At 67.1% G+C, this 24,438-nt stretch carries 20 protein-coding genes and 2 pseudogenes; 8 read left to right on the forward strand and 14 right to left on the reverse strand.

The window, feature by feature from the left end:
* Window positions 1-37 precede the first annotated feature (37 nt).
* From tpg to NUT86_RS00210, 6 genes are all read right to left on the reverse strand, one after another.
* Complete coding sequence (tpg, locus tag NUT86_RS00185) at window positions 38-622, reverse strand: telomere-protecting terminal protein Tpg (RefSeq protein ID WP_274732547.1); 585 nt, start codon at window positions 620-622, stop codon at window positions 38-40.
* 136 nt (window positions 623-758) lie between these two features.
* The gene (locus NUT86_RS00190; protein ID WP_274732548.1) at window positions 759-1,916 is read right to left on the reverse strand and encodes a hypothetical protein; all 1,158 of its coding nucleotides are present in this window, start codon (window positions 1,914-1,916) and stop codon (window positions 759-761) included.
* Window positions 1,913-2,719, reverse strand: coding sequence for an ATP-binding protein (locus NUT86_RS00195; RefSeq protein ID WP_274732550.1), 807 nt, complete (start codon window positions 2,717-2,719; stop codon window positions 1,913-1,915). The genes NUT86_RS00190 and NUT86_RS00195 overlap by 4 nt, the downstream gene beginning before the upstream one ends.
* Entirely contained in the window at window positions 2,716-3,540 is an 825-nt protein-coding gene (locus NUT86_RS00200) for an ATP-binding protein (protein WP_274732552.1), read from the reverse strand. Before NUT86_RS00200 ends, NUT86_RS00195 begins: the two co-directional genes overlap by 4 nt.
* Window positions 3,541-3,758: 218 nt before the next feature.
* Window positions 3,759-5,363: a transposase family protein gene (locus tag NUT86_RS00205; RefSeq protein ID WP_274732554.1), complete on the reverse strand. Its 1,605-nt coding sequence runs from the start codon at window positions 5,361-5,363 to the stop codon at window positions 3,759-3,761.
* Window positions 5,364-5,417: 54 nt separating this feature from the next.
* On the reverse strand, window positions 5,418-5,969 hold the full coding sequence (locus NUT86_RS00210) for a transcriptional regulator (RefSeq protein WP_274732556.1): 552 nt from the start codon (window positions 5,967-5,969) through the stop codon (window positions 5,418-5,420).
* 655 nt (window positions 5,970-6,624) lie between these two features.
* On the opposite strand from NUT86_RS00210, the gene NUT86_RS00215 reads away from it, so the two are divergent.
* Complete coding sequence (locus NUT86_RS00215) at window positions 6,625-7,617, forward strand: hypothetical protein (protein ID WP_274732558.1); 993 nt, start codon at window positions 6,625-6,627, stop codon at window positions 7,615-7,617.
* Between the two features lie 411 nt (window positions 7,618-8,028).
* Here the strand turns inward: NUT86_RS00215 and NUT86_RS00220 are convergent, their stop codons facing one another.
* On the reverse strand, window positions 8,029-8,169 hold the full coding sequence (locus tag NUT86_RS00220) for a hypothetical protein (RefSeq protein WP_274732560.1): 141 nt from the start codon (window positions 8,167-8,169) through the stop codon (window positions 8,029-8,031).
* Window positions 8,170-8,299: 130 nt separating this feature from the next.
* On the opposite strand from NUT86_RS00220, the gene NUT86_RS00225 reads away from it, so the two are divergent.
* Complete coding sequence (locus NUT86_RS00225) at window positions 8,300-8,590, forward strand: hypothetical protein (protein WP_274732562.1); 291 nt, start codon at window positions 8,300-8,302, stop codon at window positions 8,588-8,590.
* Window positions 8,591-8,627: 37 nt separating this feature from the next.
* Here NUT86_RS00225 and NUT86_RS40410 read toward each other — a convergent pair whose 3' ends face one another.
* Complete coding sequence (locus NUT86_RS40410; protein ID WP_342456213.1) at window positions 8,628-10,244, reverse strand: WD40 repeat domain-containing protein; 1,617 nt, start codon at window positions 10,242-10,244, stop codon at window positions 8,628-8,630.
* Window positions 10,244-12,376: an nSTAND1 domain-containing NTPase gene (locus NUT86_RS00235; protein ID WP_274732563.1), complete on the reverse strand. Its 2,133-nt coding sequence runs from the start codon at window positions 12,374-12,376 to the stop codon at window positions 10,244-10,246. Before NUT86_RS00235 ends, NUT86_RS40410 begins: the two co-directional genes overlap by 1 nt.
* Window positions 12,377-12,741: 365 nt before the next feature.
* On the opposite strand from NUT86_RS00235, the pseudogene NUT86_RS00240 reads away from it, so the two are divergent.
* From NUT86_RS00240 to NUT86_RS00250, 3 genes and pseudogenes are all read left to right on the forward strand, one after another.
* A pseudogene (locus NUT86_RS00240) lies at window positions 12,742-12,842 on the forward strand (transposase); the annotation flags it as partial.
* Window positions 12,840-13,490 carry an IS5 family transposase gene (locus NUT86_RS00245; RefSeq protein WP_274740337.1) on the forward strand — a complete coding sequence of 217 codons (651 nt, stop codon included), beginning with the start codon at window positions 12,840-12,842 and terminating at the stop codon, window positions 13,488-13,490. The pseudogene NUT86_RS00240 and the gene NUT86_RS00245, both read left to right, overlap by 3 nt.
* A gap of 76 nt (window positions 13,491-13,566) precedes the next feature.
* Window positions 13,567-14,022: a VOC family protein gene (locus NUT86_RS00250; protein WP_274732564.1), complete on the forward strand. Its 456-nt coding sequence runs from the start codon at window positions 13,567-13,569 to the stop codon at window positions 14,020-14,022.
* A 21-nt stretch (window positions 14,023-14,043) separates the two neighbouring features.
* Here the strand turns inward: NUT86_RS00250 and NUT86_RS00255 are convergent, their stop codons facing one another.
* Window positions 14,044-14,919 (reverse strand): IS5 family transposase, encoded by an 876-nt coding sequence (locus tag NUT86_RS00255; RefSeq protein WP_274732565.1) that lies wholly within the window; start codon window positions 14,917-14,919, stop codon window positions 14,044-14,046.
* A gap of 166 nt (window positions 14,920-15,085) precedes the next feature.
* Between NUT86_RS00255 and NUT86_RS00260 the strand changes: the two genes are divergently transcribed.
* Window positions 15,086-16,039, forward strand: a complete 954-nt coding sequence (locus NUT86_RS00260) for an IS481 family transposase (protein ID WP_274732567.1) — start codon at window positions 15,086-15,088, stop codon at window positions 16,037-16,039.
* A 235-nt stretch (window positions 16,040-16,274) separates the two neighbouring features.
* Here NUT86_RS00260 and NUT86_RS00265 read toward each other — a convergent pair whose 3' ends face one another.
* On the reverse strand, window positions 16,275-16,721 hold the full coding sequence (locus tag NUT86_RS00265) for a hypothetical protein (RefSeq protein ID WP_274732569.1): 447 nt from the start codon (window positions 16,719-16,721) through the stop codon (window positions 16,275-16,277).
* A 1,035-nt stretch (window positions 16,722-17,756) separates the two neighbouring features.
* On the opposite strand from NUT86_RS00265, the gene NUT86_RS00270 reads away from it, so the two are divergent.
* Window positions 17,757-18,365, forward strand: coding sequence for a hypothetical protein (locus NUT86_RS00270; protein WP_274732571.1), 609 nt, complete (start codon window positions 17,757-17,759; stop codon window positions 18,363-18,365).
* Between the two features lie 67 nt (window positions 18,366-18,432).
* On the opposite strand, the pseudogene NUT86_RS00275 reads toward NUT86_RS00270, so the two are convergent.
* Together NUT86_RS00275 and NUT86_RS00280 are read right to left on the reverse strand one after the other, a co-directional pair.
* A pseudogene (locus NUT86_RS00275) lies at window positions 18,433-18,609 on the reverse strand (IS30 family transposase); the annotation flags it as partial.
* Between the two features lie 660 nt (window positions 18,610-19,269).
* Window positions 19,270-19,617: a helix-turn-helix domain-containing protein gene (locus NUT86_RS00280; protein ID WP_274732572.1), complete on the reverse strand. Its 348-nt coding sequence runs from the start codon at window positions 19,615-19,617 to the stop codon at window positions 19,270-19,272.
* Window positions 19,618-19,908: 291 nt separating this feature from the next.
* Between NUT86_RS00280 and NUT86_RS00285 the strand changes: the two genes are divergently transcribed.
* Window positions 19,909-23,547 carry an nSTAND1 domain-containing NTPase gene (locus NUT86_RS00285; RefSeq protein ID WP_274732574.1) on the forward strand — a complete coding sequence of 1,213 codons (3,639 nt, stop codon included), beginning with the start codon at window positions 19,909-19,911 and terminating at the stop codon, window positions 23,545-23,547.
* A gap of 574 nt (window positions 23,548-24,121) precedes the next feature.
* Here NUT86_RS00285 and NUT86_RS00290 read toward each other — a convergent pair.
* Window positions 24,122-24,325, reverse strand: coding sequence for a helix-turn-helix domain-containing protein (locus NUT86_RS00290; RefSeq protein ID WP_274740339.1), 204 nt, complete (start codon window positions 24,323-24,325; stop codon window positions 24,122-24,124).
* Window positions 24,326-24,438 lie beyond the last annotated feature (113 nt).

A 24,438-nucleotide genomic window follows, 5' to 3' on the forward strand; every position in this document is an offset into this window, starting at 1 on the left:
CTTGGCGCTTCGGCTCACCTGGTCGTGCTACCAGTGGTCAGCTGCCTGCGGAGTGGAAAGAGAAGTGGATGAAATGGATCTCCTTAAGCGTCACCGCCCGCAGCCGGGAGGCGTAGACGCGGAAGTATGACTCGCCGGTGGCGCTTTCAACGATGCTGTGCAGTTCCTGCTCCTTTGCCCCGCGTTCTCGTGCCCGCAGTAGAGAGGCCGTATGCGCGGGTGAAAGCCAGATCGACATGAGGCGAAGCCGTGGGTCGTCCGAGCTTCCGGCGCCGGCCGTGAATCCGAACTCGGCGCGGAAGTGGACGCCGATGGAGCCGTCTTCGGCGATGAGTTTCTGGTGGGCTCGCTTGCGTACCCGCGGCTGCCAGATACGGATCACTTCTCTGCAGATCCGCAGCGACAGGATCCGGTCTCCGGACGGGGTGTTTCCGGCGAGCACCTGGGACAGTACGTGCTCTTTGGTCTGCAGACGGGCGGCCAGGGCATCGAGCCCCGATGTTCGTGTGAGCAGGAAACGCAGGCGGGCACAGTCGGATTGGGGTGCCTGACGCGTCCAGAAAGTCATGTCGGCGCGATCGAACGCCTCGGTGATGGAGGCAGGGTCAAGGGTCGTGATCATAAGTGTTCCAGCTTTTGGGTGGAGGTTCTGTGGCACTGCGTGTGGCGAGCGGAAGTACTCCCCGGCGGCCCAGAGGTGGTGAGGGACGCTCAGCGCACGGGGAGACCTGGGCGGGGCTGATGGTCTGTGGGGTGGGTCAGCGGCGGGAGGGTGCGCGTCTGCGCCTCGAGGGTGTCTTGGAGATCGGGGGCACAGGTAAGAGGCGGCAGGCCTCAGTGGCCTGCTCCACATCGGAGTGTTCCCAGGAGGGGGTCCATAAGGGGTTGACCACATGGGTGTAGCCACGAAGGGCCGCCAGGGCGAGAGCGGCGTCGGCCAGGGGTAACACCCAGCGGGGTAGGTGGGGGGCGGGGCGTTTGTCATGGGGAGGGCCCGTGTAAGGGTCAAGTTCGTTGGCGTGGAGATTGCCGATCTGCTCAGGGGTGCAGCCTGTCAGGACACGCAGGGCCACGTTTGCGGCGTGGATGGGGTGGGCGATGCGGCTGTGAATACGGGCAGCGACCGTGGCGATATGCGGATGGGTGTGGTCCTGGTGCGGGTTGGTGGGAAGTGGCAGCACGAGTGCGGGCGGGTCTGGCTGCGCAGTTGGTTGGGCAGGCCGCTGTGTCGGCTTCGGGCGGGGTGCGTGGGGCTGGGACGGCAGACGGAACCAGTGGTCGTCTGATCGTCCAGGAAAGGCTGGGGTTGCCGTCCACCACGGGTAGTCGGCCGATGGTGGGGCCGGGGTGCGGTGGTGTGTCATGTGGTGGCAGGCGGCTTCGAGGGTTTCGATGCGCTCGTGGTTGATGGCGGATAGCAGCCGTTCCACGGGCGTGGGGACGGGCCCGCTATAGAGCAAGGTCAGGTTGAGGCGGGCGTGTTCGCGCAGCGCCAGCAGGTGTTCGATGTGGCGGGCGCTGATGCGGTGTGCTCGGCAGATGATCAAGTGGGTGATGCCGAGTGTGATGGTCCAGGCCGCGGTGTTGCGCCAGCTGCGGTCGACGTGGCTGGTCCATTGCGGCGTGGGGTGGTGGCTGTCGGGGACAGGTAGGTGTTTGCCGTAGGCGCGCAGGAGGTCGTGGGCGAGGTAGGCGGGGGCTGTGGCGACGGGAGTGGGGTGCACGGCGATGTTTCCGGCGCGTGGCTGGTGGGCGGCCAGGGCGCTGGCGGTGAAGGCCTGGTTGTCGTGCGGGTCAAGGATGACAGTGACGGGCGGCAGGGTGGGGTCGGATTCGTCGGGTGACCAAAACGGTGTCCATTGGGGTTGTGTGGCAATGCTGCGCCCGGACAAAGGAGGGTCGGTTGCGATGGTCATAGATTCTTCTTGGGGCGGGGGTGGAGCCCTTTGAGGAGGGGGCTGGGGTCGTGAGGGCTGTGGCCGGTGCGGTGGGTGATGCTTGCGCGGCGGTGGGTTAGTGCCGCCCACCGGCGGAAGTTGCCGTGGGCCCAGGCGTTGTTGAGTTCACAGATCAGGCTGGGGGTGCTGTCGCGCCACTGCAGGTGGAAGGCGGGTAGCACAGTGGCGATCTCCGTGTTGTCCAGCGGGTGGATGTCATGCCATGTGGTGACGCGGCTGGCCAGCGCAGGTTGGGCTCGGAGGGCCTTGATGCGGTGCTGGCTGGCGAGGAAGAGCACCGCGAGGCGGGTGTGAGGGTCGTCGTGGAGGAAGCGCAGGTATTCGAGGCAGGCGGTGGATAGTTGATGGGCTTCGTCGACGGCCAGCAGCCTCACGGGATGGTGCAGGGCGTGGCGGATGAGGTCGTCGCAGATACCGGGGTCTGTGGGGGGTGTGCCGGGCAGGTTCAGGGCGCGGTACAGGCCGGCGCGTATGTCGCTGGGCCTGGCCTGGGGGCGCACGAGCAGCCGCAGGGCATGCCAGTGGGGGTGCTGGTCGAGGATGGTGTGGAGGGTGAAGGTCTTGCCGGTCCCTGGCTGGCCGGTCAGGCACATCATGGTCTGTTCCTCGATGGTGGCTTCGAGGGCTTGGGCGGCGGCCCGCACCTGTGAGGTGATCACGGTGCGGGCCCTGGGGAGGTTGAGGTAGTGGCGTGTGTATCGGGCGGTGCCGTGGGGGGTGTTGGTGAGGGCTGTGGGTGTGCTGTGGTGGTTGGGGTTCATCGGTTGTCGTCTTCGCGGCGGTGGCGCTGCCTTGGGGGCCTGACACGGCGGATGGCCCAGCGGGCGATGTTTTCGTCGACTTCGGTGAGTCCGCGGCGCTTCATACCTTCGAGGATGTGGTGCGTGATCTTGGACCACATGCGGAAGGTGCCGCCGCCGGCTTCCTGGTCGATGTAGCTGATGAGTTCGGGTGAGGCGTTGGCCCACAGTGGGTGGAAGTGCGGGATGTTTCTGAGGACTTCCTCCGGTTCCATGGGGGTGAATTCCTGCCAGATGTAGATCCTCGAGGCGAGGGCGGGTTCGTTGTAGAGGGTCTTGTAGCACTCTTCTCCGCCGATGAAGAGGACGGCGGGGCGGTTCTTGCCTTTGCCGGTGTCCCAGAGGTGGCGGACGAACTCGAAGCATTCGCGGCTGAACTGCTGGGCTTCGTCGAAGGCGAGTACGTAGGGGCGGCGGGCCAGGGATCGCTTGAGGAGGTGGTCGAACTCGCTGGGGTGGGAGGGGGGTTTGCCTTCGAGGTTGAGGAGGGTGAACAGTTCCATGCGGATGTCGCGGGGGGTGGGGCGGGAGCGGAACTGCAAGAAGAGCACCAGGTCGGCGGCGACTTCTTTGAGTGCTGCTAGTACGGAGAAGGTCTTGCCCAGGCCGGCATCGCCGTAGATGCAGGACATGGCGTGGGCGTCGATGGTGTCGGCGATGTTCTCCCCGGCCTCCAGGAGAGCCTCGGTGGCGACGATGCGGGCGTCGGCCAGGTTGAGGTAGAAGTCGGGTTCGGCTCCGCCTGCGTCGGCAGGCACGGTGCCGGTGTCGGTGTCGGTCATGGATGCTCCTTCGGTTGAGGCAGAGGTGGTGGGCAGAGCGGTGCCCAGGCGGCGGCCGCTGGGGTGGAAGACGTCGATGCCCTCCAGCGGGGGCGGTGTGGGGGCGCACCAGGACCTCGGCGGTGACTTGGCCGTTGATCCAGCTCGCGTGGTGGAGCCGGCCCCGCCAGCGGATGCCCTCCGGGCGCAGGAGCCGGGGATGGGTGCCGGGCGGGATCCTAGATCTCATGGGAGTCCTCTTCGCAGGTGGATTCGGGGGGCGTGGTGGGGATGACCCATCCGGCGCCGGGGGAGAGCCGGCGCGGCATGTAGTTCTCCGGCAGCTCATCAGGGTGGGCCGGGGCACGCAGCGTGCGCAGTTCTTCGGTGGCCGCTTTGCGGGTCATGACGCCTTCGGCCTGGGCGGGTGCGGGGGCGGTGGCGGCCTTGAAGCGGCGGCGGCGCTTCCGCTCGGCGGCTCGCAGGTCCTGCCGCAGGCGCTGGGCGCGCTCGCTGCGGGCCTGGTAGACGGCGTCGATCTGCTCGGGGGCGGCCTGGTCGGACAGGTGGGCGGTGCCCAGGTGGCGGTGCGTGATCAGGTCGAAGACTTCGATGGTGTCCTCGTGGTGGGGCTGGTAGCGGATGCGGACCTCGACTCCGGTGCGGCCGGTCATCCAGGGGCCGATGTAGTCGCGGCCGCGCCAGCGGATGCCGTGGCCTTGGATCTTGCGTGGGGAGCGGTCGGCCTCGAGCAGGAAGGCGTGCAGGTCTTCGGAGGTGGCCTCCCGCAGGGGGGTGTCGTCGTCGTTCCACAGGTCCAAGGGGGTGAGATCGCCGCGGGCGGTCAGGCGGTGTTCGGCGTTGCGGCGGCGTACCCACTGCCCAAACAGCTCGACGAAGGCTTCGAAGGTGAGCGGCGGGTCGGTCTCGCCCGAGCGGTGGCGGGAGTCCAGGCGCTGAGCGTTGGTGTAACGGGGCAGGGTGGAGAAGAACATGCTGGTGGCTGCGCGGTTGAGGTTTTCGATGCAGCCTTTGAGGTGCGGGGTGTAGGGGGGCAGGACGTAGACGTCGACGGTGAAGGCGCCGAGGGCTTCTTGGACGGCGCGGGCGAGGAAGTCGCGGCCACGGTCGATGCGCAGCCGCTGGGGCAGACCGCCAGCCGGGCCATGGGTGTCGTCGCGCAGGATGCAGGAGCGCAGGGCGGCGAGGATGGACCCGCGGTGGGGGTAGTGGGGGGTGAGGGCCCAGCCCATGATCATGGCGGTGGAGCAGTCGATGAACCAGGTCACCCAGGGCTTGAGGAGGCGGTCGCCGGCCAGCACCAGGACGGGGATCTGCTTGTGGTCGCCCTCCCACTCCTCGTTGCGGCAGGCGGGCGGGCGCCGCAGGTGCGGGTCGCGGCCCCGGGAGGCCGGCAGCCCTTGGCGCAGGCCGGCGAGGTCCCCGGGAGACAGGTCGCGGCGGATGGCGCGGTAGAGGGTGGCCAGACCGGGCGCGGTGGCATTGTTCTTTTCGGCTTCGGCGCGCAGTTCCTCGTACAGGCCCTTGATGTTGCCCCGGTGGTAGGCCAGTTGGACGCGGAGGTCTTCGGTGATCTCGAAGCGGGCGCGGCCGGGGCGCTCGGCGGTGCCGTTGGCTTTGGCGTCGGCCAGGCGCCGCCAGACGGTGCGGATGTGGAGGTCGAGGGTCTGGGCCACCAGCCGGACGTGCGCGGTGGTGAGCTCATCGCGGGCATCCAGCGCCATCAGCTGACGGATCGCCGGGGTGGTCAGCATCTGCTGCTCCAGGCGACGGGCCTCCTCGGGGTGCGCGGCCGACGTGCTGTCGGGGGGTTTCTCATCCATGGTGGGGACGCTCCTGATGACATGAAGGGCTGCGAGGCGAGCGGACCGGCGGGGTCAGGGCATGCCGATGTGGGAGACGTACTCGTACCTGCGCCAGTCCGAGTCCAGGTCGCAGATGGTGTACTCCCACGCCGCGGCCAAGCGCATCTGGTCCCCCACCGACCACGCGGCCACGATGGTGTTCCAGCGGTAGATGTTCTTGTGGCGCCACGGCGCGACACGGCGGTGGCGCACTTCGACCTCAGCTTCATCCACGGGGTAGATCTCGATGCGGGTGCCGCCGTTCGCGTTCAGTTGCCGAGTCAGGGCCGGCGCGATGTTGCGTCGGCGCAGTGTCTGGTAGGCGGTCTCCAGGCGGGCCTGTCGGTCCCGGTTGGGGTTGCGGGTCTGGGACAGCCACGCGCTGAGCGTGCGGGCATCGGTTGCGATGCCCGCGTCCTCCATGGCCCGGTAGCCGGCTGCTGATCGGGTGAGGTAGATCAGTGCGCGCCTGAGTTTCTCCTCCGGCGTCTTCCAGCGATCGCCTGCGAAGGCTCTTCTGTCCAGTGCGATCGCCAGTGCTGTGGCACCGTGGACGCCTTGAGCGCCAAATTTGCCGAAGCCCATGATCCTCCTTGGTTCGTCCGGCAGCCCGTGTGGCGTCATGGCAGGCACAGCACGTGTACCGACAGGGCCGGGGGCTGGGTGGGGGTCTCGTTCTTGTGGCGCTGCCCGAGAGGTGGAGCGCGGCGCAGTCGGATGCGCCGCCCTTAGGCTGCCTCGGTGAGGGCGGCGGCAAGATGGGAAATGTCCGACACCTGGGCGGTGTTGGAGGCGTTGCTGGCCAGATGTGCGGGATGCGGGTGGTTCATCGAACGGCTCGAACATAGGGCGCGACCGCGCCCCGCAAGATCTTTCCGGTCATTCGTCCGCGGTGCGCAGCCAGGGATGCAACGCGCGTAGTGCCTGTCAGGCACCCACCGAGTGCCCGGGTCCGCCCCGGCTGCCAAGCGGCCCTGCAGCGCGTCTGGTTGAGACGTCTTCCCACGTCAGTGCGCAAGTTGGCCGTGGCGATTTCGCACCCGCCTACCCTGCGACGCGGCAGAGGCGGGGCACTGTAGGGGCAGGGTCTGACAACGGGTGTGGCGCCGCGTGAAAAGGGATGACGCAAAGTCTCGGCTACCCTCCAGTACCTGCTGCGGCAGTCGGCCGCGGTGTCTGCGGTGTGCGGCACGATGCACGCATGAGTCTCACCTCCTGTCTCAAGGACCCCACTTCGGCGATGTCCCGGTTCCTCGCCGAACATCTGCCTGCACCCGAGGACGCGTTAAGCGACTACCGTGCGCGGCTGGCGCGCTATCCCGCGCCGGTGAAGCCGGCAGCCGGTGCGGGGCAGCGTCCGGAGTACCGGATGCTGGGCCACACCATCGATCACCGGCTGAGGATCAGTCTCGGAGCGCCCACGGGCGCACCGATCAGCGAAGGCGTGGTGCGGGCAGTCATCGATGATGACGGATGGCCGAGTCGCGACGTCATCGACACGGTGCAGGCCGCGGGGACGGTGCTGCTAGAAGAACTGTGCAAGTACGAAAGCGAGGAAAGTCAGCCGCTGGCGCTGGAAGATGAGGCCGAGGACCGTCTCATTCGACTGTGTCACCTCGCCTCCAGCTTCGAAGCGATCTTCCGCCACGTGGGCTGGGTACGTGGCAACACTCTGGGCCTCACCCTGCCCGGCGCGTCCCTGGATGACATGGTCGCTGCCGTGCCGTCCTACATCGTCGACGACATTCGCCGGCAGATGGAACTCGCGGCGCAACCCGGCCCGTTCGACCGTCTGCGGCAGCTGGCCGCACCTGAACGAATCTGCGGGCCGGTCTTCGAGGGCAGCCGGCACGTGGGCGGAGCCGACGCCGACTTCGTCCTGGCCGGAGCGCTGGTGGACTGCAAGGCCACCATCCGCCCAGAGCGCATGGGCCGCGCAGAGCTCTACCAGCTGGCCGGCTACCTTCTGCTGGACTACAGCGACAACTACAGCATCGACACTGTGGGCCTGTACCTCTCCCGCCAAGGCGCACTCATCGACTGGAGCGTCGCGGACTTTCTCGGCCTGATGGGCGCGCAGATGCAGCTGCCGGACCTGCGGGCCGCCTGCCAGCACGCCCTGACCGACGGCGCCGCCGGCACTCCTCCCCCGCCTCCGCACAAGCGCAAGCCCCTCCCCCGCCCGCGCAACGCACCTCCGGTCCAGGACTCCCTCTTCGACGACCTGGAGTGACACCGCTCCACTGGACGGGGCGCTGACCGCGCTGAGGGGGCCGCCTGGAACTGGGGGCAAGGCCCGCGGTGCGGTGGCGTTGCCAGCGGGCGTCCGGTCAATCGGTGGGGCTTGGGCCGTGTGGGGCTGAGCCAGGTCGGCCAGCTGGACGGGGGTGAGGTGTCGTCGCAGCACGTCGGCGGCATTGTCCGGACGGGAGACTGGTACGGAGACGGTGCGTTCGCGCAGTCCGGCCTCGATGAGCGCCTTGCTGATGCTGAGGCTGCCGGTGGTGACTTCTCTAGCAGGTGGAGGCGTGCTTGCGGAGTTCGCGTCGGCCAGCGGCGCGGGTTGTGCCGACGGAACAGGAACTATGCGTATTAGACATGTTTGGGCCGTTTAGTCGGGCGTTCGAGCCGGGTGACTGAGGGGCTAGGCGAAGTGCCGGTCGAGCAGGGCGATGTCGTGGTCGACCACGCGGCAGATGATGCCCTCGCTGGCCCCGAGGCCCTTGAGGGGCGGAGCGGCAAGGAAGGTACGAAAGTCGTCGTGCGTGACTTCTTCCTCGCGCATGGTGATGAAGTGCCGCCAGGAGCCCTCTTCAGGATCTAGCGGGCAGGTGCCACCCGATCCGATGGCCCGGGCGCGGCCCGCAGCAGGTCAGGTCGTCCGAGAGGTTTCGTTCATCTGCCATGGTTGTCCGATGAGGGGGGAGTGGACGCAGGCGGCTGAGCCGCCCGGCACAGGAAGTTCTGGCCAACTGCGGCTCCATGCCCCCGCCTCGCACACCACCCGCGCCGCGATCACCGCCCCCGCCGTCCGCGCCACCGTCCTGCTCCCCGCCCTGGCCAGCACCGCCAAAGCCGCCGCCGACGCCACCTACGCCATGCGCAACGCCACCGACCAGGCCGCACTCGACACCGCCCGCGCCCGTGCCAACAGCGCCGCCGACGAGCTGGTCACCGCCGCTGGCGAACTTCTCGGCGCTGTGTAGAGCAGCCGATGTGCGGAGCCGTTGCCTTCGAACTGGTTCAGCAGGTGGTGCGATACGGGATGCTGGGCAGGTATGAGCGCCATTGGGTTGGAGTGAGGCCGCCGCGGGCGCGTTGGCAAAGGGTTCGAGCTGTGCTTTCCGGGGCTATTGAGTAGGCGTTCAGGGGGGCGTGTGGCCCTGCTGTGCGCAGGGTTCTGCTGTCTGGAGAGAAGGCGAGAGCGAGGATCGCGTCACCGGTTGTGGTGGCGATGGCATTGCCCAGGGGCTGATTGGAGCCTGTGTCCCACAGCCTGAGTGTCCCTCTTTCTCCGGCAGTGGCCAGCGTCTTTCCGTCGGATGTGAACGCGACTGCTGTTACCACTTCCTGGATGGACCCGAGTGTTCCGCTGTTGGTAGCGGGAAGTTGCCCGAGTCGGTGGTGGCCCTGTCCGTCCCAGAGAGTGACTCGTCCTTCAGTATCGCCAACGGCCAGGAAGCGACCGTCTTGGCTGAAGGCAGCAGATCTGATATGTCCGCCGGTCAGGGATTGCCGGAGGGTTTGGTGCGTGTTGAGGTCGATCAGACGACCTTCGTCGGCCACCGTCCCGGTGACGAGGAGACGACCGTCCGGGTGCACTGCTAGAGGCATACCTTTGAGACCCAAGTCTCGGACTGTGCGCTGGCCCATGTCCCAAGATCTGAGGCGTCCGCGGTTTCGGTCAGCAGCGAGCAATGATTTGCCGTCAGCGGTAAAGAGGGGGGCCGGGCCTTCTCTTGACTTATCTGTTAGCTCTTTTGGAATCGGGACTCGCTTGCGTGTGTGTGAGTCCCATAAGTACAGACGCCCCAGTTGGCTGCCGTCTCCGGAGGCGAGTAGGCCTCCGTCAGGCCGTAGGGCAGGGAGCAGGGATGTTTCGCAGTATGTATTGGTTGGTGGCTCGCAAGGCATGGCCAGACGGCCACTCAGGGGCTTTCCCTTGCGCGCGTCCAGCAACTGAAACTGTGTCATTCCCCTAGCCTCACGGGCTGTGACCAGCTTCCTTCCGTCAGGGCTGAACTTCGCGGCAATGACCTTTGGTCCGTTCAGTACTACCCTGAACGGGCTGTTGAGTGAGATGGTGCGGACCGCCCCTCCTCCCATGTATCGGATTGCTTTACCTCCGGGGTCAAGCCGCAGCTGGGTCACGTTCACATTGGGGATGGGATAGCGCATGACTGGGGCTTGGGTGCGACTAGTACGCCACACCAGGATTTCGTCGGAATCTAGTCCGACTAGGAGTCTTCCATCTTCGCTCAGATTCATCTCCTGCAGCCCCGAGTGCTTTACCCGCCATTGCGTGCGGCCCGAGACGATATCCGTCATCGTGGCGCCGTGACCGTACTTGTTCGTCAGCAGGCCCCGGCTATCCCCGGCGAACTGAACCAAGTCCTCTTCAGCGCAGTGCTTTAGCGGGTTTGACCGCGCGGAAGAAATCGGCATCCTTCGGTTTCTGGTCACATCCCATACCTCCTGCGGGTCACCTTGATCACAGAAGGATACGTATCTGCTGTCCGGGCTCACCGCCAATGTGAACTGGTTGGGACCAGGGTTTCCATGCATGCCGGAAATGCCGTGTTTGAAGAGAAGGCGCTGATGCCGCCAGTCCCAGAGTTGGATGGTTTTTTCGTTGAACATCAGCAATGTCCGACCACTGCGGCTGAAGGCGTGTGCCGAGCCCAGATAGAGAGGAGTCCTCCTCCGCTCGGCGCCAGGGAGGCGTACACGTACACGCCGTGGTCGTCGCTGCCCGCGGCCACCCGGCCGTCACGTGTGACGGCCCCAATGGCGGAAGCGTCAGAGCCCTTTAGATGTGTGGTGTTGATCGGCGGGAGTTCGTGGTGTGTACGTACGTCCCAGCGCCTTATGCGGTCTTTGCCGCTCTGAAGCAGAGTACGCCCGTCACCGCTGAGAATCGCATTGTCCTGTCCGACACCGTCGGGAAATGCCATGGCGTCCTGCTCGCGTTGTGAGAGGGCCGCTGACAGGAGTGCTCCGTGCGTTTCGGGGGTGTGGGCGAGATGCCATGCGGCGATGCTGAGCCGCATGGCGGCTAATGGGTCTGTAGTGCGGAGGCTGACAGCGACTGTGGCGATGCGACGCCCTTCGGCCTGGATGTGCTGCTGGTCGCTGTTCTGCTTCTGGTCCCAAGCAACGGCGCCCACCACCAAGGCCAGGGCACACAGCGCGGCGAGGGCCGCGACAGCTCGGCGTGACCGGCGTGCCGCCCGGGCGGCGTGCTCTCGCTCTGCCCCGCGGGCTGCGATTGCGGCGTCGAGGAATGCGGTTTCGAGGGCGTTGAGTGCGCTGCGTGCTTGGTCTGCGAATGCTTCTTCTGCGCGAGTGAGTCGGGTGCCGCGGTAGAGGGTTCCGGGGTCGCGGTCGAGTTCCTGCCAGCTGGTGGCGTCGCGGGTGAGCTGGCGGTGCAGGCGGATGCGGTCGCGCTCGTCGATGATCCAGCTGTGGAGCCGGGGCCAGGCGGTGATCAGTGCTTCGTGTGTGAGGCGGACGTGGCCGTCGTCGAGGGTGAGCAGCCGGCTGTGGGCGAGGCGGTTGAGGACCGCGTCGGTCTCGGTCTGTGCTTGTTCGGTGTGGGGCTCAGTGGTTGCGAATTCGGTGCGGGTGGTGGGGCGGTGGGTGTCCTGGGTGCCGTTTCCCGGCGCGATGAGGCGCAGCAGGATGTGGCGGGCGAGGGTGGCCTGGGCTGGGGTGAGCTGGTGGTAGGCGTCTTCGGCGGTGCGGGCGATGGAGCCGTGCAGAGCGCCGGCGGCTTCATACGCCTGGGTGGTCAGCGTCCGTCCTCGCCGGCGGCGCCAGGTTTCCATCAGGGCATGGGACATCAGCGGCAGGGCGCCGGGTTCGTCCCCGACGTCTTCGATGATGCGGGCGGTCAGGTCCCGTTCGACGATCAGTCCACGGGATACGGCCGGCCTCACGATGGCTGCCCGTAGCTGGTCCTTGTCCATGGGGCCGACCAGTACCGCAGTGTCCTTGAGAGCAGCCGCCAGGTTCCGGTGGGCGGCGCAGTGGCCGAAGAAGTCGGCCCGTACGGCCAAGACCACGCGTAGTCGGCTGGTCTCGTCGCGCGCGGCCAGCAGTCGCTCCAGGAAGGCCCCGCGTTCCGTGTCGTCGCTGCAGACGGTGAACAGCTCTTCGAACTGGTCCACCAGCAGCCAGGTTTCCCCGGGCCCGGCGGCCGGTTCCAGACGTTTGGGGTGCGCCATGGGGTGCGCGCCAGGGGTGAGGATGCGCACAGCGGCCGGCGTCTGATGGGCGGCACCGTCTGTGGAGCGCAGGCCGGGGACGAGCCCGGCGCGCAGCAGTGAGGACTTGCCGCTGCCAGAGGCGCCCACCAGCGCGGTGACACGGTGCCGGCGGGCGGTGCCGGCCAGTTGCGCCGTCAGCTCGTCACGGCCGAAGAACAGCTCCGCATCACCCGGCTCGAAGCGGACCAGCCCCCGGTAGGGCGGATCGGTGTCCTCCTCCGGCGGACGGGGCTGCTGGGATACCGCCTCGTCGGCCTCCGTCCAACGGCGCCGCCACTCCCCCTCGTCACCGCCGCAGGCCCGCACGTACGCCAGGAGCACCGGCAGGGTCGGCAGGCGTTCGCCGGCGGCGGCCTGCGACAGCGTTGCCGCGGAGTAGCCCGCGCGCCGAGCCATGGCCCGGTAAGCCGGCGCACCCGCCTCGTCCCGGAGCTTGCGTAACTCATAGGCGAAACGCTGTACCGGACCGTCCTGCGGATCGATCGGATTCTCCGGACGCCCCACTCAACTCCCCCAAAGATCTTCTGTGCTTGCCCGCCAGCCTAGAAGCCCCGTCACCAAGCACACAACGATCCCGAGACGAAGCGCGTACGGGATCCGGATGGATACCTGCTGGTCCTGTCCACTCGCTCCTGGGCCGGCTCGTGAGCTGATGTCACCGGCCGCGTAGTGCGGCACAAATCAAGGTTTCCGTGACGCCGATCATGAACCCGTCGCTGCCGCAACTCGGGGTGCACGGCGGCTGGCAGCCACCCTGCCCTAGGTCGTGTCCGCAAAGTCGTTAAGTCGTTGGTCTGTTCGTGGTGCGTCGACATGAGCTGACTGATGAATCGTGGGCGGCGATCGAGCCGTTGCTGGCGCCGTCGCGGATGAGGCGGCCGGTCCGTGACCGGCGGCAGGTGGTCAACGGCATTCTGTGGAAGCTGTCCAGCGGGCCGCCTGGCGGGACCTGCCCGAACGGTACGGACTGTGGAAGACGGTCTATGAACGCTTCCGCCGCTGGTCGGCCGACGGCACCTGGGACCGCCTGCTGGCCCACGTCCAGCAGCATTCCGACGCCGTCGGCACGGTCGACTGGTTCCCTGGTGTGCATCGACTCCACGACCGTGCGGGCTCACCAGCACGCGGCCGGGGCCCGAAAAAGGGGCAGGACTGGCCGGGCGAGGCCATCGGCAGATCCCGCGGCGGACTGACCACCAAGATCCACCTCGCCTGCGACGGACACGGCCAGCCCCTGGCCTTCACCCTCACCGCCGGAAACGTCAACGACTGCACCCAGTTCGAGGCAGTGATGGCAGCCGTCCGCATCCAGCGATGCGGGCCCGACCGCCCACGGACAAGACCTGACCGTGTGGCCGCGGACAAGGGCTACTCGTCCACCAAAATCCGCGCCTACTTGCGCAAACGCGGGATCAAAGCCGCGATTCCGGAACGGATCGACCAGATCAACGGCCGCATCCGCAGAGGCGAGAGCCTCTGCCGCCTCGACCGGACCGCCTACCGCCGCCGCAACGTCGTCGAACGCTGCTTCAACAAACTCAAGCACCACAAAGCCCTACCCACCCGCCACTACAAAACCATGGTCACCCTCGCCTGCCTACAACTCTGGCTCCCCTGACTTTGCGGACACGACCTACAGTAGGGCCTGTTGCGAAAGTGGATCGTCTGTCAGACCTGCCCGGGATGCTCAGAGCATGGAGATGACAGTGCAGCTGGCGATCGACTGCGCCGATCCGCAGAGAATGGTGACCTTCTGGGCCGAGGCCCTGGGCTACGTGCCTGAGCCGCCGCCGGGCGGGCACGCCACGTGGCGTGCCTACTGGGCGGCGGTGGGGGTGCCCGAGGCAGAGCTGCCGGCCGGTGCCGGGGATACTCCGGAGTCGATCATCGATCCCGCGGGACGTGGACCGAGGGTGTGGTTCCAGCCGGTTCCGGAGCCGAAGGTCGCCAAGAACCGGTGGCACTTCGATCTGAAGGTCGGTGGGGGCCGTGACGTCCCACTGGACGTCCGCACACAGCGCGTGAAGGCTACGGTGGAACGGCTGGTCAAAGCTGGTGCCACCGTGCTGCAGATCAACGATGAGCCGGACATGGGGCTCTACGTCGCCGCCATGCAGGACCCCGAGGGCAACGAATTCGACGTCGTCTGAGGGTCGTTGTGACGGTGCTGGTCACAGCCACTCGTTCACGGCTGCGACCAGCACTGTCGCCTCGTAGCGGACGGAGAGCTTGTCGTACCTCGTGGCCACTGCCCGGTGCCTTTTCAGTCGGTTGATCCCGCACTCGACCGCATGGCGCTCCCGGTAATCCACCGCATCGAAACGAGGCGGTCGGCCACCACGGGAGCCGAGCTTCCTCCGGTTACGGGCCTGGTCAGCCTTGTATGGAATGGTGCAGCGGATTCCACGGCGGCGCAGGTAGGCGCGGTTCTTGCGGGAGGAGTACGCCCGATCGGCGCGTACTCGATCGGGGCGGACGCGTGGTCGGCCCGATCCGATGCGGGGTACGCGGACATTCTCCAGCACGGTCTCGAATTGCGGCGAGTCGCCGCGCTGCCCGGCCGTCACCACGATCGACATGGGCTTGTGGCCCCGCTCGACCGCCACGTGCAGCTTGGTGGTGAACCCGCCACGTGAGCGTCCCAGTCCGTGATCACAGGGCTCGGGCAGCACTCCGCCCGGCGGTTCCTTCTGTAGGTCCCCCTGCTTCCTGGCCCCTGCCGCATGCTGATGGGCGCGACACACTGTGGAATCGACGCTCAGGTCCCACCTGATCCCGCCCTTCGCGTCGGCCTGGGACTGAAGTCGGGTGAGGAACCCGGTGCCAGGTGCCGTCTCGTTGCCATCGGCGGAAAAGATCGTAGATCCGGCCCCACGGCCATACTCGACGGGCACATCCCGCCAAGGAACTCCTGTCCGGACCCGGAACCGTATGCCGTCGATCAGCTGCCGCCGGGGCCAGATGGGCGGCCGTCCCACCTTCGCTCCCTTGGGCAACAACGGCTCCAGCACCGCCCACTGTGCATCCGTGAGATCTCCCCGCGCCATGAACCACGATCATTCATCACTCAAGATCCACTTTCGATACATGCCCTAGTTGTGCTGTCCCGGCACGTTGGTGACGGGCGACATTCCTTCACGGTGCTTGAACGAGGTGAGGGCCTTCTGGCTCGGTGGGGATTGCGACATCTACCGCCGAGTGCAGGAGGCCCTCATGTCCCACCGTAACGCCCCGCTGACGCCGACCGGCAGGCTGCGTCTGGCCCGGTGCGTCGTGGATGACGGCTGGCCGTTGCGCCGTGCCGCGGAACGGTTCCAGGTCAGCCACACGACAGCTGCACGCTGGGCCGGCCGCTACCAACTGCATGGTCACGCGGGGATGGAGGACCGCTCCAGCAGTCCTCACCATCAGCCTCGCCGCGCGTCTGCAGCGGTGGAGGAGAAGGTCGTCAGGTTGCGCCGCGAGCACCGGATCGGCCCGCTGCGACTGGCCGCTCGCGCAGGCGTCGCCGCTTCCACCGCCCACCGGATTCTCAAACGCCACGGCCTGCCGCCCCTGGCCGCGCTGGACCGGGCCACCGGCCAGCCCGTGCGCCGCTACGAGCGGTCCCGGCCAGGCGAATTGATCCACGTCGACGTCAAAAAACTCGGCCGCATTCCCGACGGCGGCGGCCACAAAGTCCTCGGCCGGGCAGCCGGACGCAAGAACCGCAACGGAGCCGGGCTCGCCTACCTGCACACCGCCCTGGACGACCACTCCCGTCTCGCCTACACCGAAGACCTGCCCGACGAGAAGGCGGCCACCTGCGCGGGCTTCCTCACCCGCGCGGCGGCCTGGTTCGCCGCCCGCGGCGTCACCGTCGAACGCGTGCTCACCGACAACGCCTGGGCCTACACCAAGAACACCTGGCGCCGGACCTGCCGCGACCTGGGCATCCAACCGCGCTGGACGCGTCCCTGGCGGCCCCAGACCAACGGCAAGGTCGAGCGCTTCCACCGCACCCTGCTCGACGAATGGGCCTACCACCGGCCCTACACCTCACACGCCGAACGGCAGGCAGCGTTTCCCGACTGGCTGGACTGGTACAACTACCACCGACCCCACACCGGAATCAGCGGCCACACCCCAGCCAGCCGCGTCACCAACCTCCCCGGACAACACACCTAGCGCCCCGCGTTGACCGAGGGCGATTGGCGCTGTCGTAGAGCGAGGACCTGCATCCTCCCACCCGTCAGCCATTTCCTCGGCAGATACGGCTGCTTTGTCTGTGGCCCTGACCGGAGGTCAAGCTCCCCGTTTCGGTGGGCACAGTGCGATGTGGGGCGTCAGACCGCAGCCGACGCCCCACAGGTACACCAGTAGTGAACCACCCAGAAGAGGGCAGCCCTACCGAAACGGTCCCTTAGTAGGCCATGCCCCGCAGAGCGAGGTAGATCTGGTACTGGATCTCATGGCCAGCGGCCTTGATGAGCCACTTGAGGGGGTTCCAGTTGGAGAGCCCGTTCACCCACTTGCGGTAGCTCTTCCAAGTCTTGGCGATCTTCTTAGCGGCGCTCTTGCCGTACTTGGCGAAGATCCGGCTGGCGATCTGCCCAGCAACACCGCCGATCTTCTTCTTCGCCTGGACGCCGCTCTTGGCGTCGATCGTGGCGACAGCGACCGTCGACGCGGCGGCGGACCGCAGCGTTTCGATGCTGCTTCCATGAGCGGCGGCACTGTTCGCCGTCGTCTGCACCGAGGAGACAGCCGGAGCGCGGTTGGCTTCGGCGGCCGACGCCATCGGGGCGGCGGCGCCCAGGGCGACGGCAGCCGTGACCGTTGCTGCTGCTACTCGGAGTTTGTTACGCATAGGTTCCCCCTGCTGTGTGGAGTGAGGCCGCTGCCGTGCGGTGCACGAATGGCCTTTCCCCGCCTAGCGTTTCTAGGCGGGCAGAAGGAATCATCACGCTGTGCGCTGACTGGAGGCTATTGGCCCTTCGGGTATGGGCCGGATAGACGATGTCCCTGCGTTCGAGGCCTCACAGCGGAAAAGTGTCACTGTGGTTGAGCCATCAAACGATCCCGAACACGGCGAGAATCCCGAAGATCACCGGCGCTCCGTCGTTGATCTTCTTATTCCTGATGGCATGCCAGACAAGCATGCCAAGCGGCGGCACCCATCCCGCGAAGTAGGTGACCCACGCGAATTTTTCCCCACGCCTCGCCCTTCCCGAGGGTGAACCCGAGGAAGGACACGAAGAGGAAAGCCGCGAACGAAAACCAGATGTTGTCCGACACCATCTGGGTGCGAGTCTTCTTAACTGTCTGCATGATCCCCCTATCAAGCAACTGCAGCTTCCTGCATGGCCGTTGTCATGCAGGAAGCCAACCATAACGAGGAACCATGCCGTCAGGACACCAGCCTGCCAAGGACCTGGTAAACAGGTCGGAGCGCTTGACGGTCTGGAACGCCTCGCCCAGTGGCGCATCGCGGACAGGAGGTAGGCACAGCCCTGGCCAAGGAGGCGGGCAGCCATGATGGAGTCGATAGTCGCGCATCAGGAGTGCGACCCGCCTATCTCAAAGATCGGTTTGCACGGACCCTCGCACGGAGGGGCCCCGGAGCCAGTCGTCGGGTCAGTGGCCGGGGATTATGTACAGCGGTTGTCATGACCAAAAGGGATACGTCTCAAAGGCCAATACCGTCTTCCCGTTCGCCGTTCCTAGGGTTGAAAAACAAACAGCCCCAACCCTTGGAAAGGAAACAGCAATGAACACTGGTTCCGCACTCCGTCGAATCAGCACAACAGCCGTCGCCGGCGCCGCCGCCGTCGCTGTCCTGGCCCCGGCCGCCTCCGCAATGGGACACAGCAGCGCGGCACCAAGCGCGGGCTCATCTGCGTCCGTGCAGACGAACAAGCTCACCCCGCACACGTACGTGGCCTATCTGATCAAGCAGCGCACTCCCGAGGCCCGCGCCACCCTCAAGGCATTCCGTGCGCTGCCGGAGGCCAAGCAGGTCAAGTTCCTCGGCTACCTGCAGTCCCGCACTGTCTACAAGGCTTTCGGCGGCCAGATGCGCGGGCACACCAGCGGCAACAAGACCGTGCGGGCGGTGACGAACCACAACAAGGACGTGAAGTTCGTCCGCGCCACGCAGACCAGCACGACCAAGCAGGGCCGCAAGGCCAGTGTCAGGGTCGCGTTCACGGTGACGGAGAAGGTCTTCAGCATCCCCGTGACGAGCGAGCAGGTGTGGGTGAAGTACGAGTCGAAGCACGGCAAGGTCCGCAAGGTCCTCGGCGTCGGCGCGAAGCTCACCAACGTCAACGCGGCGATCAACATCACGGGCGGCAAGGTCAAGCCGACCAACCTGGAGGGCCACAGCGGCTTCGCCGCGACCACCTGGAGGGCCACCGAGCGCGTGGACGGCTTCGGCAGCGACATCATCAAGCAGCAGCGCGTCCAGAGCGGCTGGGGCAACACCTTCAAGGCCAGCCTCACCAACGCCTGACCGACACCCGCACACACCAGCGCCCCGCCCACGCCAGGCGGATTCCAGAGATCGTCGCCACACATGATCACTGACGTGTGGTAGCGAGCATTCCGTGCAGACGCTCGGCTGGGGATTCCCCGCCGAGCGTTTCGCGTGGTCGGCTGTTGAGCTCAGTGGCGACAGCATCCAGAGGTCCGCGGGTGTGTGCGGCGAGGCCGGTTCCCTTGGGGAAATGCGGCCGCAGCAGACCGTTCGTCGTCTCTGGGGCCACGATGCGGCGGGTGGCCGCCAGCCAAAGCATTTCCTGGCCCTCGCCTCGTACAGGCGGCTGCCGTTCTCCCGGGACCTGCTGGTGCTGGGTGCGTGCCTCGGCCACTGCCCACACCCTTACCAGCCCCGTCCTGCGTTTGCATGCCCCATCGGTCCGGGCCGTGCCGAGTTCGGTTCGTGTGGCGTGCGCGGTCTTCTCCCCTCGCCGGTCGCCGGCGGAGCCGGTGCGTCCGGGTGATCGAAGCCAGCCTTCTCCATGCATGTATGCCACTCGCCCATGGTGCTGCGTACCCGCAGGTCACGCGCGGAGACGTCCGGAGCGGCCCGGCCGGCTGTTGACAGCGTGAGTGTCGGGCTGCGCAGAGCCGCCGCCGAGTTGGTGCAGGGCGGTCTTGAGCATCCGCCTTTGCCGGGGCGTCCGGCCCCGGTGCGCCCCACGTCGGCGGGCAGGGCATCGCGTTTTCGTCCCAGGCATGGTCACGCCGTGCGCTGCCTACCGGTCTGGCGGCAGTGCTATCTGTACCGGCGAGCGGCTTCCGCCTCAATGGCTCCTTACCGGCGCCGGTTGTGCGGCTCGATTCTTGATGCGAATAAGCGCCCCTCCCCGGAACAAGGGAGGGGCGCTGGCTCAACCACCGCCAGCTGCTCTGGGTCAGGCGGCCGGTCGGCGGATGGCGTGATGGTGAACGTAGGCGAAGATCGCGGCTTCGATGCGGGTGGAGACGCCGACCTTCATCATCAGGTTGGCGAGGTGCGCCTTGACGGTGCGCTCAGTGATGGCCAGTTGCCGGCTGATTGCCCTATTTGGCGCGGCTTGCCCGATGAGGATGAGGACTTGGCGCTCGCGGGGTGTCAGGTGCGAGATGCCGCCGGGGTCTCCTGGCGTGCGGGGGCGTGTCGGGCCTTCGGCGCCTTGTGCGAGTCCATCGTCGATGCCCGTGTGATTCCCGGGCAAAGCTCGTCCGTCTTCCTCTTTTTGTGCAGAGGTGCTGCTTGGCATGGTTCCCCCTTCGATGGTCCTGTTGCCTGCGGCTTGGCTGGCGGGTTTGGGTGTGCCACGCCGGCGTGGCGGCAGGTGTGCGACCGGGTCGGTTGCCCACTCCCCCGGGGTGGGCAACCAACCGGGCAAGAGCAAGTCCACCTGCTGCAGAGTTGTTTGACAGTCCCTCTGAGCTGCAGCTAATCAATTCGCCTGATGTTCCCCCGCGTCTAGGGTGCCGTTGTGGGCGTGGTGGCCTGGCCCATAGGCTGGAGGGACGCTTGCAGCGATCCGGGGGGGGGGAGCGGCCGAGTGGGGCGTCCGGAGAATCCGATCGATCCGCAGGACGGACCGGTGCAGCGTTTCGCCTATGAGTTACGCAAGCTGCGAGTGGAGGCGGGTGCGCCGGCCTACCGGGCCATGGCACGGCGCGTCGGCTACTCAGCAGCGACGCTGTCGCAGGCCGCCGCGGGCGAACGTCTGCCGACCCTGCCGGTACTGCTGGCCTATGTGCGCGCCTGCCACGGGGACGTGGAGGCGTGGCAGCACCGCTGGGAGCAGACCGACGCCGAGCTCACCCGCCGGCCACGACCGCAAAACGACGACGCAGATCCCCCCTACCGTGGACTGGCCCGCTTCGAACCGGGCGACGCGGAACTGTTCTTCGGCCGCGACCAGCTCGTCGACGACCTCCTGCACTTAGCTCGCGGTCACCGCGTCACAGCCGTCGTCGGAGCTTCCGGAAGCGGTAAATCCTCCCTATTGCGCGCAGGCCTCGTGCCCCGCCTGCGTCACACCGACGATCCCGCCCTGCGGCCGGCCGCCGTGCGTATCCTCACCCCAGGCGAGCACCCGCCCTCCTCCGACGACCGGCGTCTGACACCGAAGGAAACGCCTGGTTCGCAGGCCGATACCTGGCTGGTCGTTGACCAGTTCGAAGAGCTCTACACCCTCTGCCAGGATCCGGCCGAGCGCGCCGCCTTCCTCGAGGCTCTCCTTCAAGCCCGTGATCCCTCCAGCCGCCTGCGGGTTGTCCTCGCGGTACGAGCAGACTTCTACGGCCGGTGTCTGGAGCACCAAGGCCTGACCACTGTGCTGCGGGACGCCGCCCTGCCGGTGAGTGCCATGGCGCCCGGCGAACTCAGGGAAGCCATCGTCAAACCCGCGGCCGTCCAAGGCCTGATCGTCGAACGCGAGCTGACCGCCCGCATCCTCAAGGACGTCGAGGATGAATCCGGCGCGCTGCCGCTGATGTCCCATGCCCTGATGGAAACCTGGCGCCGTCGACGCGGCCGGGCACTGACGATCCAGGCCTACGAAGCGGCCGGCGGCCTCCACGGCGCCATCGCCCAGACCGCAGAAGACACCTACCACCAGCTCACCCCCACCCAGGCCACCCTCACCCGCCGCACCCTGCTCCGCCTGATCGTCCCCGGAAGCGGCACCGAAGACACCCACCGCCCCACCCCGACCTCCGAGTTCGCAACCATCGGACCCGACAGCGCAAGAGGCGAGATCGAGGTGGTACTCGACCGCCTCGCCCGCAGCCGGCTGCTGACCCTCGACGACGGATACGTCCGCCTGGCCCACGAGGCGCTGATCACCGCCTGGCCGCGGCTGCTCGGCTGGATCAACGAAGAACGCGACCACCTGCGCCTGCACCGCCGGCTCACCGATGCCGCCAAGACATGGGACGAACTGGACCGGGACCCCGGCGCCCTCTACCGCGGCACCCGCCTTGCCCAGGCCGAGGAAGCCTTTATCGGCCCCAGCCGCGGCCACGAGGCGCTCAACCCGCTGGAAGCCGCCTTCCTCGACGCCTCCATCACCCTCGGTCAGCGTCAAAAGCACCGCACACGGCGCACCCTGATCACCCTCGCTGCCCTCTTGTGCCTGGCTCTCATCGCCACTTACGTCGCTTTCCAGCAACGTAATGGTGCCGAGAACCAACGACGTCAGGCTGTCTCCCGTGAGCTTGCCGCCCGGTCAGGTCAGTTAAGCGAGCAACGCCCTGAGGCGGCCATGGTCCTCGCACTCCGGGGATACCGCCAGGCCCCCACCACGGAAGCGCGCAGCAGCCTGCTCAGCGCTTACGCCCACTTTTACGCCAACCAGTTCACCGGGCACACCCAGAGAGCGACAGCGACGGCCTTTTCACCAAAGGGCCACACCCTGGCCACGGCGAGCTTCGACCACAGCGTCAAGCTGGGGGACACACGCTCCCACCGCCTCCTGGCGACCCTGACCGGCCATACCGGAACTGTCAACGCGGTGGCGTTCTCCCCCAACGGCCGCACACTGGCCACCACGAGTGAGGACCGCAGCGTCAAGCTGTGGGACACACGCTCCCACCGCCTCCTGGCGACCCTGACCGGCCACACGGGCGAGGTCGGAGGGGTGGCGTTCTCCCCCAACGGCCGCACCCTGGCCAGCGCTGGCAGAGATCGCACAGTGCGCCTGTGGGACGCACGCACCCACCGGCAACGCGCCCTCCTGGCCGGACACAGCGATAGGGTGGCGCGGGTGGCGTTCTCGCCCAACGGTCGCATGTTGGCCAGCACGGGCGAGGCCACGACCCGCTTGTGGGATGTGTCCTCCCACAACACCCTGGCCACCCTTGCCGGCCGCACCGGCACCGGGGTGGCGTTCTCCCCCGATGGCCGCACCCTGGCCACCGGGAACAACGACCGCAGCGTGAAGCTGTGGGACGTACGCTCCCACCGTCTGCTTGCGACGTTGTCCGGCCACACCTACCAGGTGTGGGACGTGGCGTTTTCGCCGGACGGCCGTACCCTTGCCAGCCTGGGCACCAACGGCACCATCCGCCTGTGGCGCCCGCAGACGCGCAAGGCCCTGGCCACGCTGAACGTAGGGCCGCCCAACTACGTCATCTTCGGCTCCTTGGCCTTCTCTCCCGACGGCCACACCCTTGCCTCCACGGGCAAGGACTCCACCGTCCGCCTGTGGAACGTGACTTCTCACCGACCAGTCGCCATACTGAACGGACACTCCGGCGTCATCACTGCACAGCCAGCCGTCGCAGACCGCCACGCATTCCTTACAGTCGACTACGACAGCTCAGTGGCCCGCTGGTCCACGGCGAGGCCGCGCACCCGCCCTCCCATCCGTGTCCCGAAGCCCTTCACCGCAGCGGTGGCCAGCAACGACGCCGTGGCTGTCGCCGGTTACGACGGTGTCATACGCGTGTGGAGCCTGGCGACAGGAAGACGCATCGCCACTCTCCCAGCGGGCGCCGGAATTGTGTGGCGACTGGCGCTTACTCCTGACGGGAACACTCTGGCCTCCAGCAGCAGCGACGGCACCATCCGGGTGTGGGACATCGCCGCCCGCCGCACCACCGCCATCCTGCGTGGATCCCCCTCGGCGACGCTGGACCTGCGGCCCGACGGCCGCGCTCTGGCCCTCCTCAGATCCGGCACCACGGAGCTATGGAACACCCGCTCCAGTCACGCCGTCACGCCCCTGCCCGGCCCCAAGAACGGAGACATGTCCCTGGCCTTCAGCCCAGACGGCCACAGCCTGGCCGCCAGCAGTGACAACGGCATCATCCGGGTGTGGGACGTTGCCACCCGCCGCACAACCGCCGTCCTAAGGGGCCACACCGGCTTCATCGAGCAGATGGCCTTCAGCCCAGACGGCTCCACACTCGCCGCCACCACCGCCAACGAGGTCGGCAGCATACGACTGTGGAACACCCGCACCGCTCGCCTGCGCGCCATCCTCACCGACACCACCCTCAAGGAGGGCCCACCACCCCAGATGCTCTTCTCTCCCAAAGGACACGCGCTGGCAACCCGCACCCGCAACGGCGCCCGTGTCTGGAACACCGACGCTGACGACGTCGCCACACGCGTCTGCCGCCTCAGCACAGAGCACCACTGGGCACAGACCCTCCCCGACCAGCCGGTAAAGGACCTGTGCCCAGCATGATCAGCCGCCAAGTGCCTCGGTTTGGTGTCGGTGGTAGTGAGAGCCGGTTGTGCTCGTCCCGGGGGTCGGTGCTAGTCAGTGGAGTCTCGGGGAGGGCTGGCGCTGTTCCGGGTGGGCATTGCTGCCGCTGGGCCTTATCTCCTGGCAGGAGATGCTGTCTCGGGTTCAAGAGTTCCTACCTCGGCGACCACGTCGGATTACAGTCGCGGCGACGCGGGCAGCCGCGGTGACGCTGACGCCCATCACAACCACCACCGCAACCACACCGCACTCGGCGGCAAGCCACCCATCAGCCGTGTGAACAACGCTCCAGGTCAATACACCTGTCCTGGCGCCCCACGTTGGACCGAGGGCGATTGGCGCTGTCGTAGAGCGAGGACCTGCATCCTCCCGCCCATCAGCCAGTTCCTCGGCAGATACGGCTGCTTTGCTTGTGGCCCTGACCGGAGGTCAAGCTCCCCGGCTCGGTGGGCACAGTGCGATGTGGGGCGTCAGACCGCAGCCGACGCCCCACAGGTACACCATCCCGGAACAAGGGAGGGGCGCTGGCTCGATCACCGCTGGCTGCCCTGGGTCAGGCGGCCGGTCGGCGGATGGCGTGATGGTGGACGTAGGCGAAGATCGCGGCTTCAATGCGGGTGGAGACACCAACCTTCATCATGAGGTTGGCGAGGTGCGCCTTGACTGTACGTTCAGTGATGGCCAGCTGCCGACTGATTGCCCGATTTGGCGCGGCTTGCCCGATCAGGATGAGGACTTGGCGCTCGCGGGGCGTCAAGTGAGAGATTCCGCCGGGGTCTCCTGGCGTGCGGGGGTGTGCCGGGCCTTCGGCGCCTTGTGCGGGTGCATCGTCGATGCCCCTGTGATTCCCGGGCAAAGCTCGACCGCTTT

It is taken from the genome of Streptomyces sp. G7(2002) (assembly GCF_028870195.1).
Taxonomy (GTDB): Bacteria; Actinomycetota; Actinomycetes; order Streptomycetales; family Streptomycetaceae; genus Streptomyces; species Streptomyces nigrescens.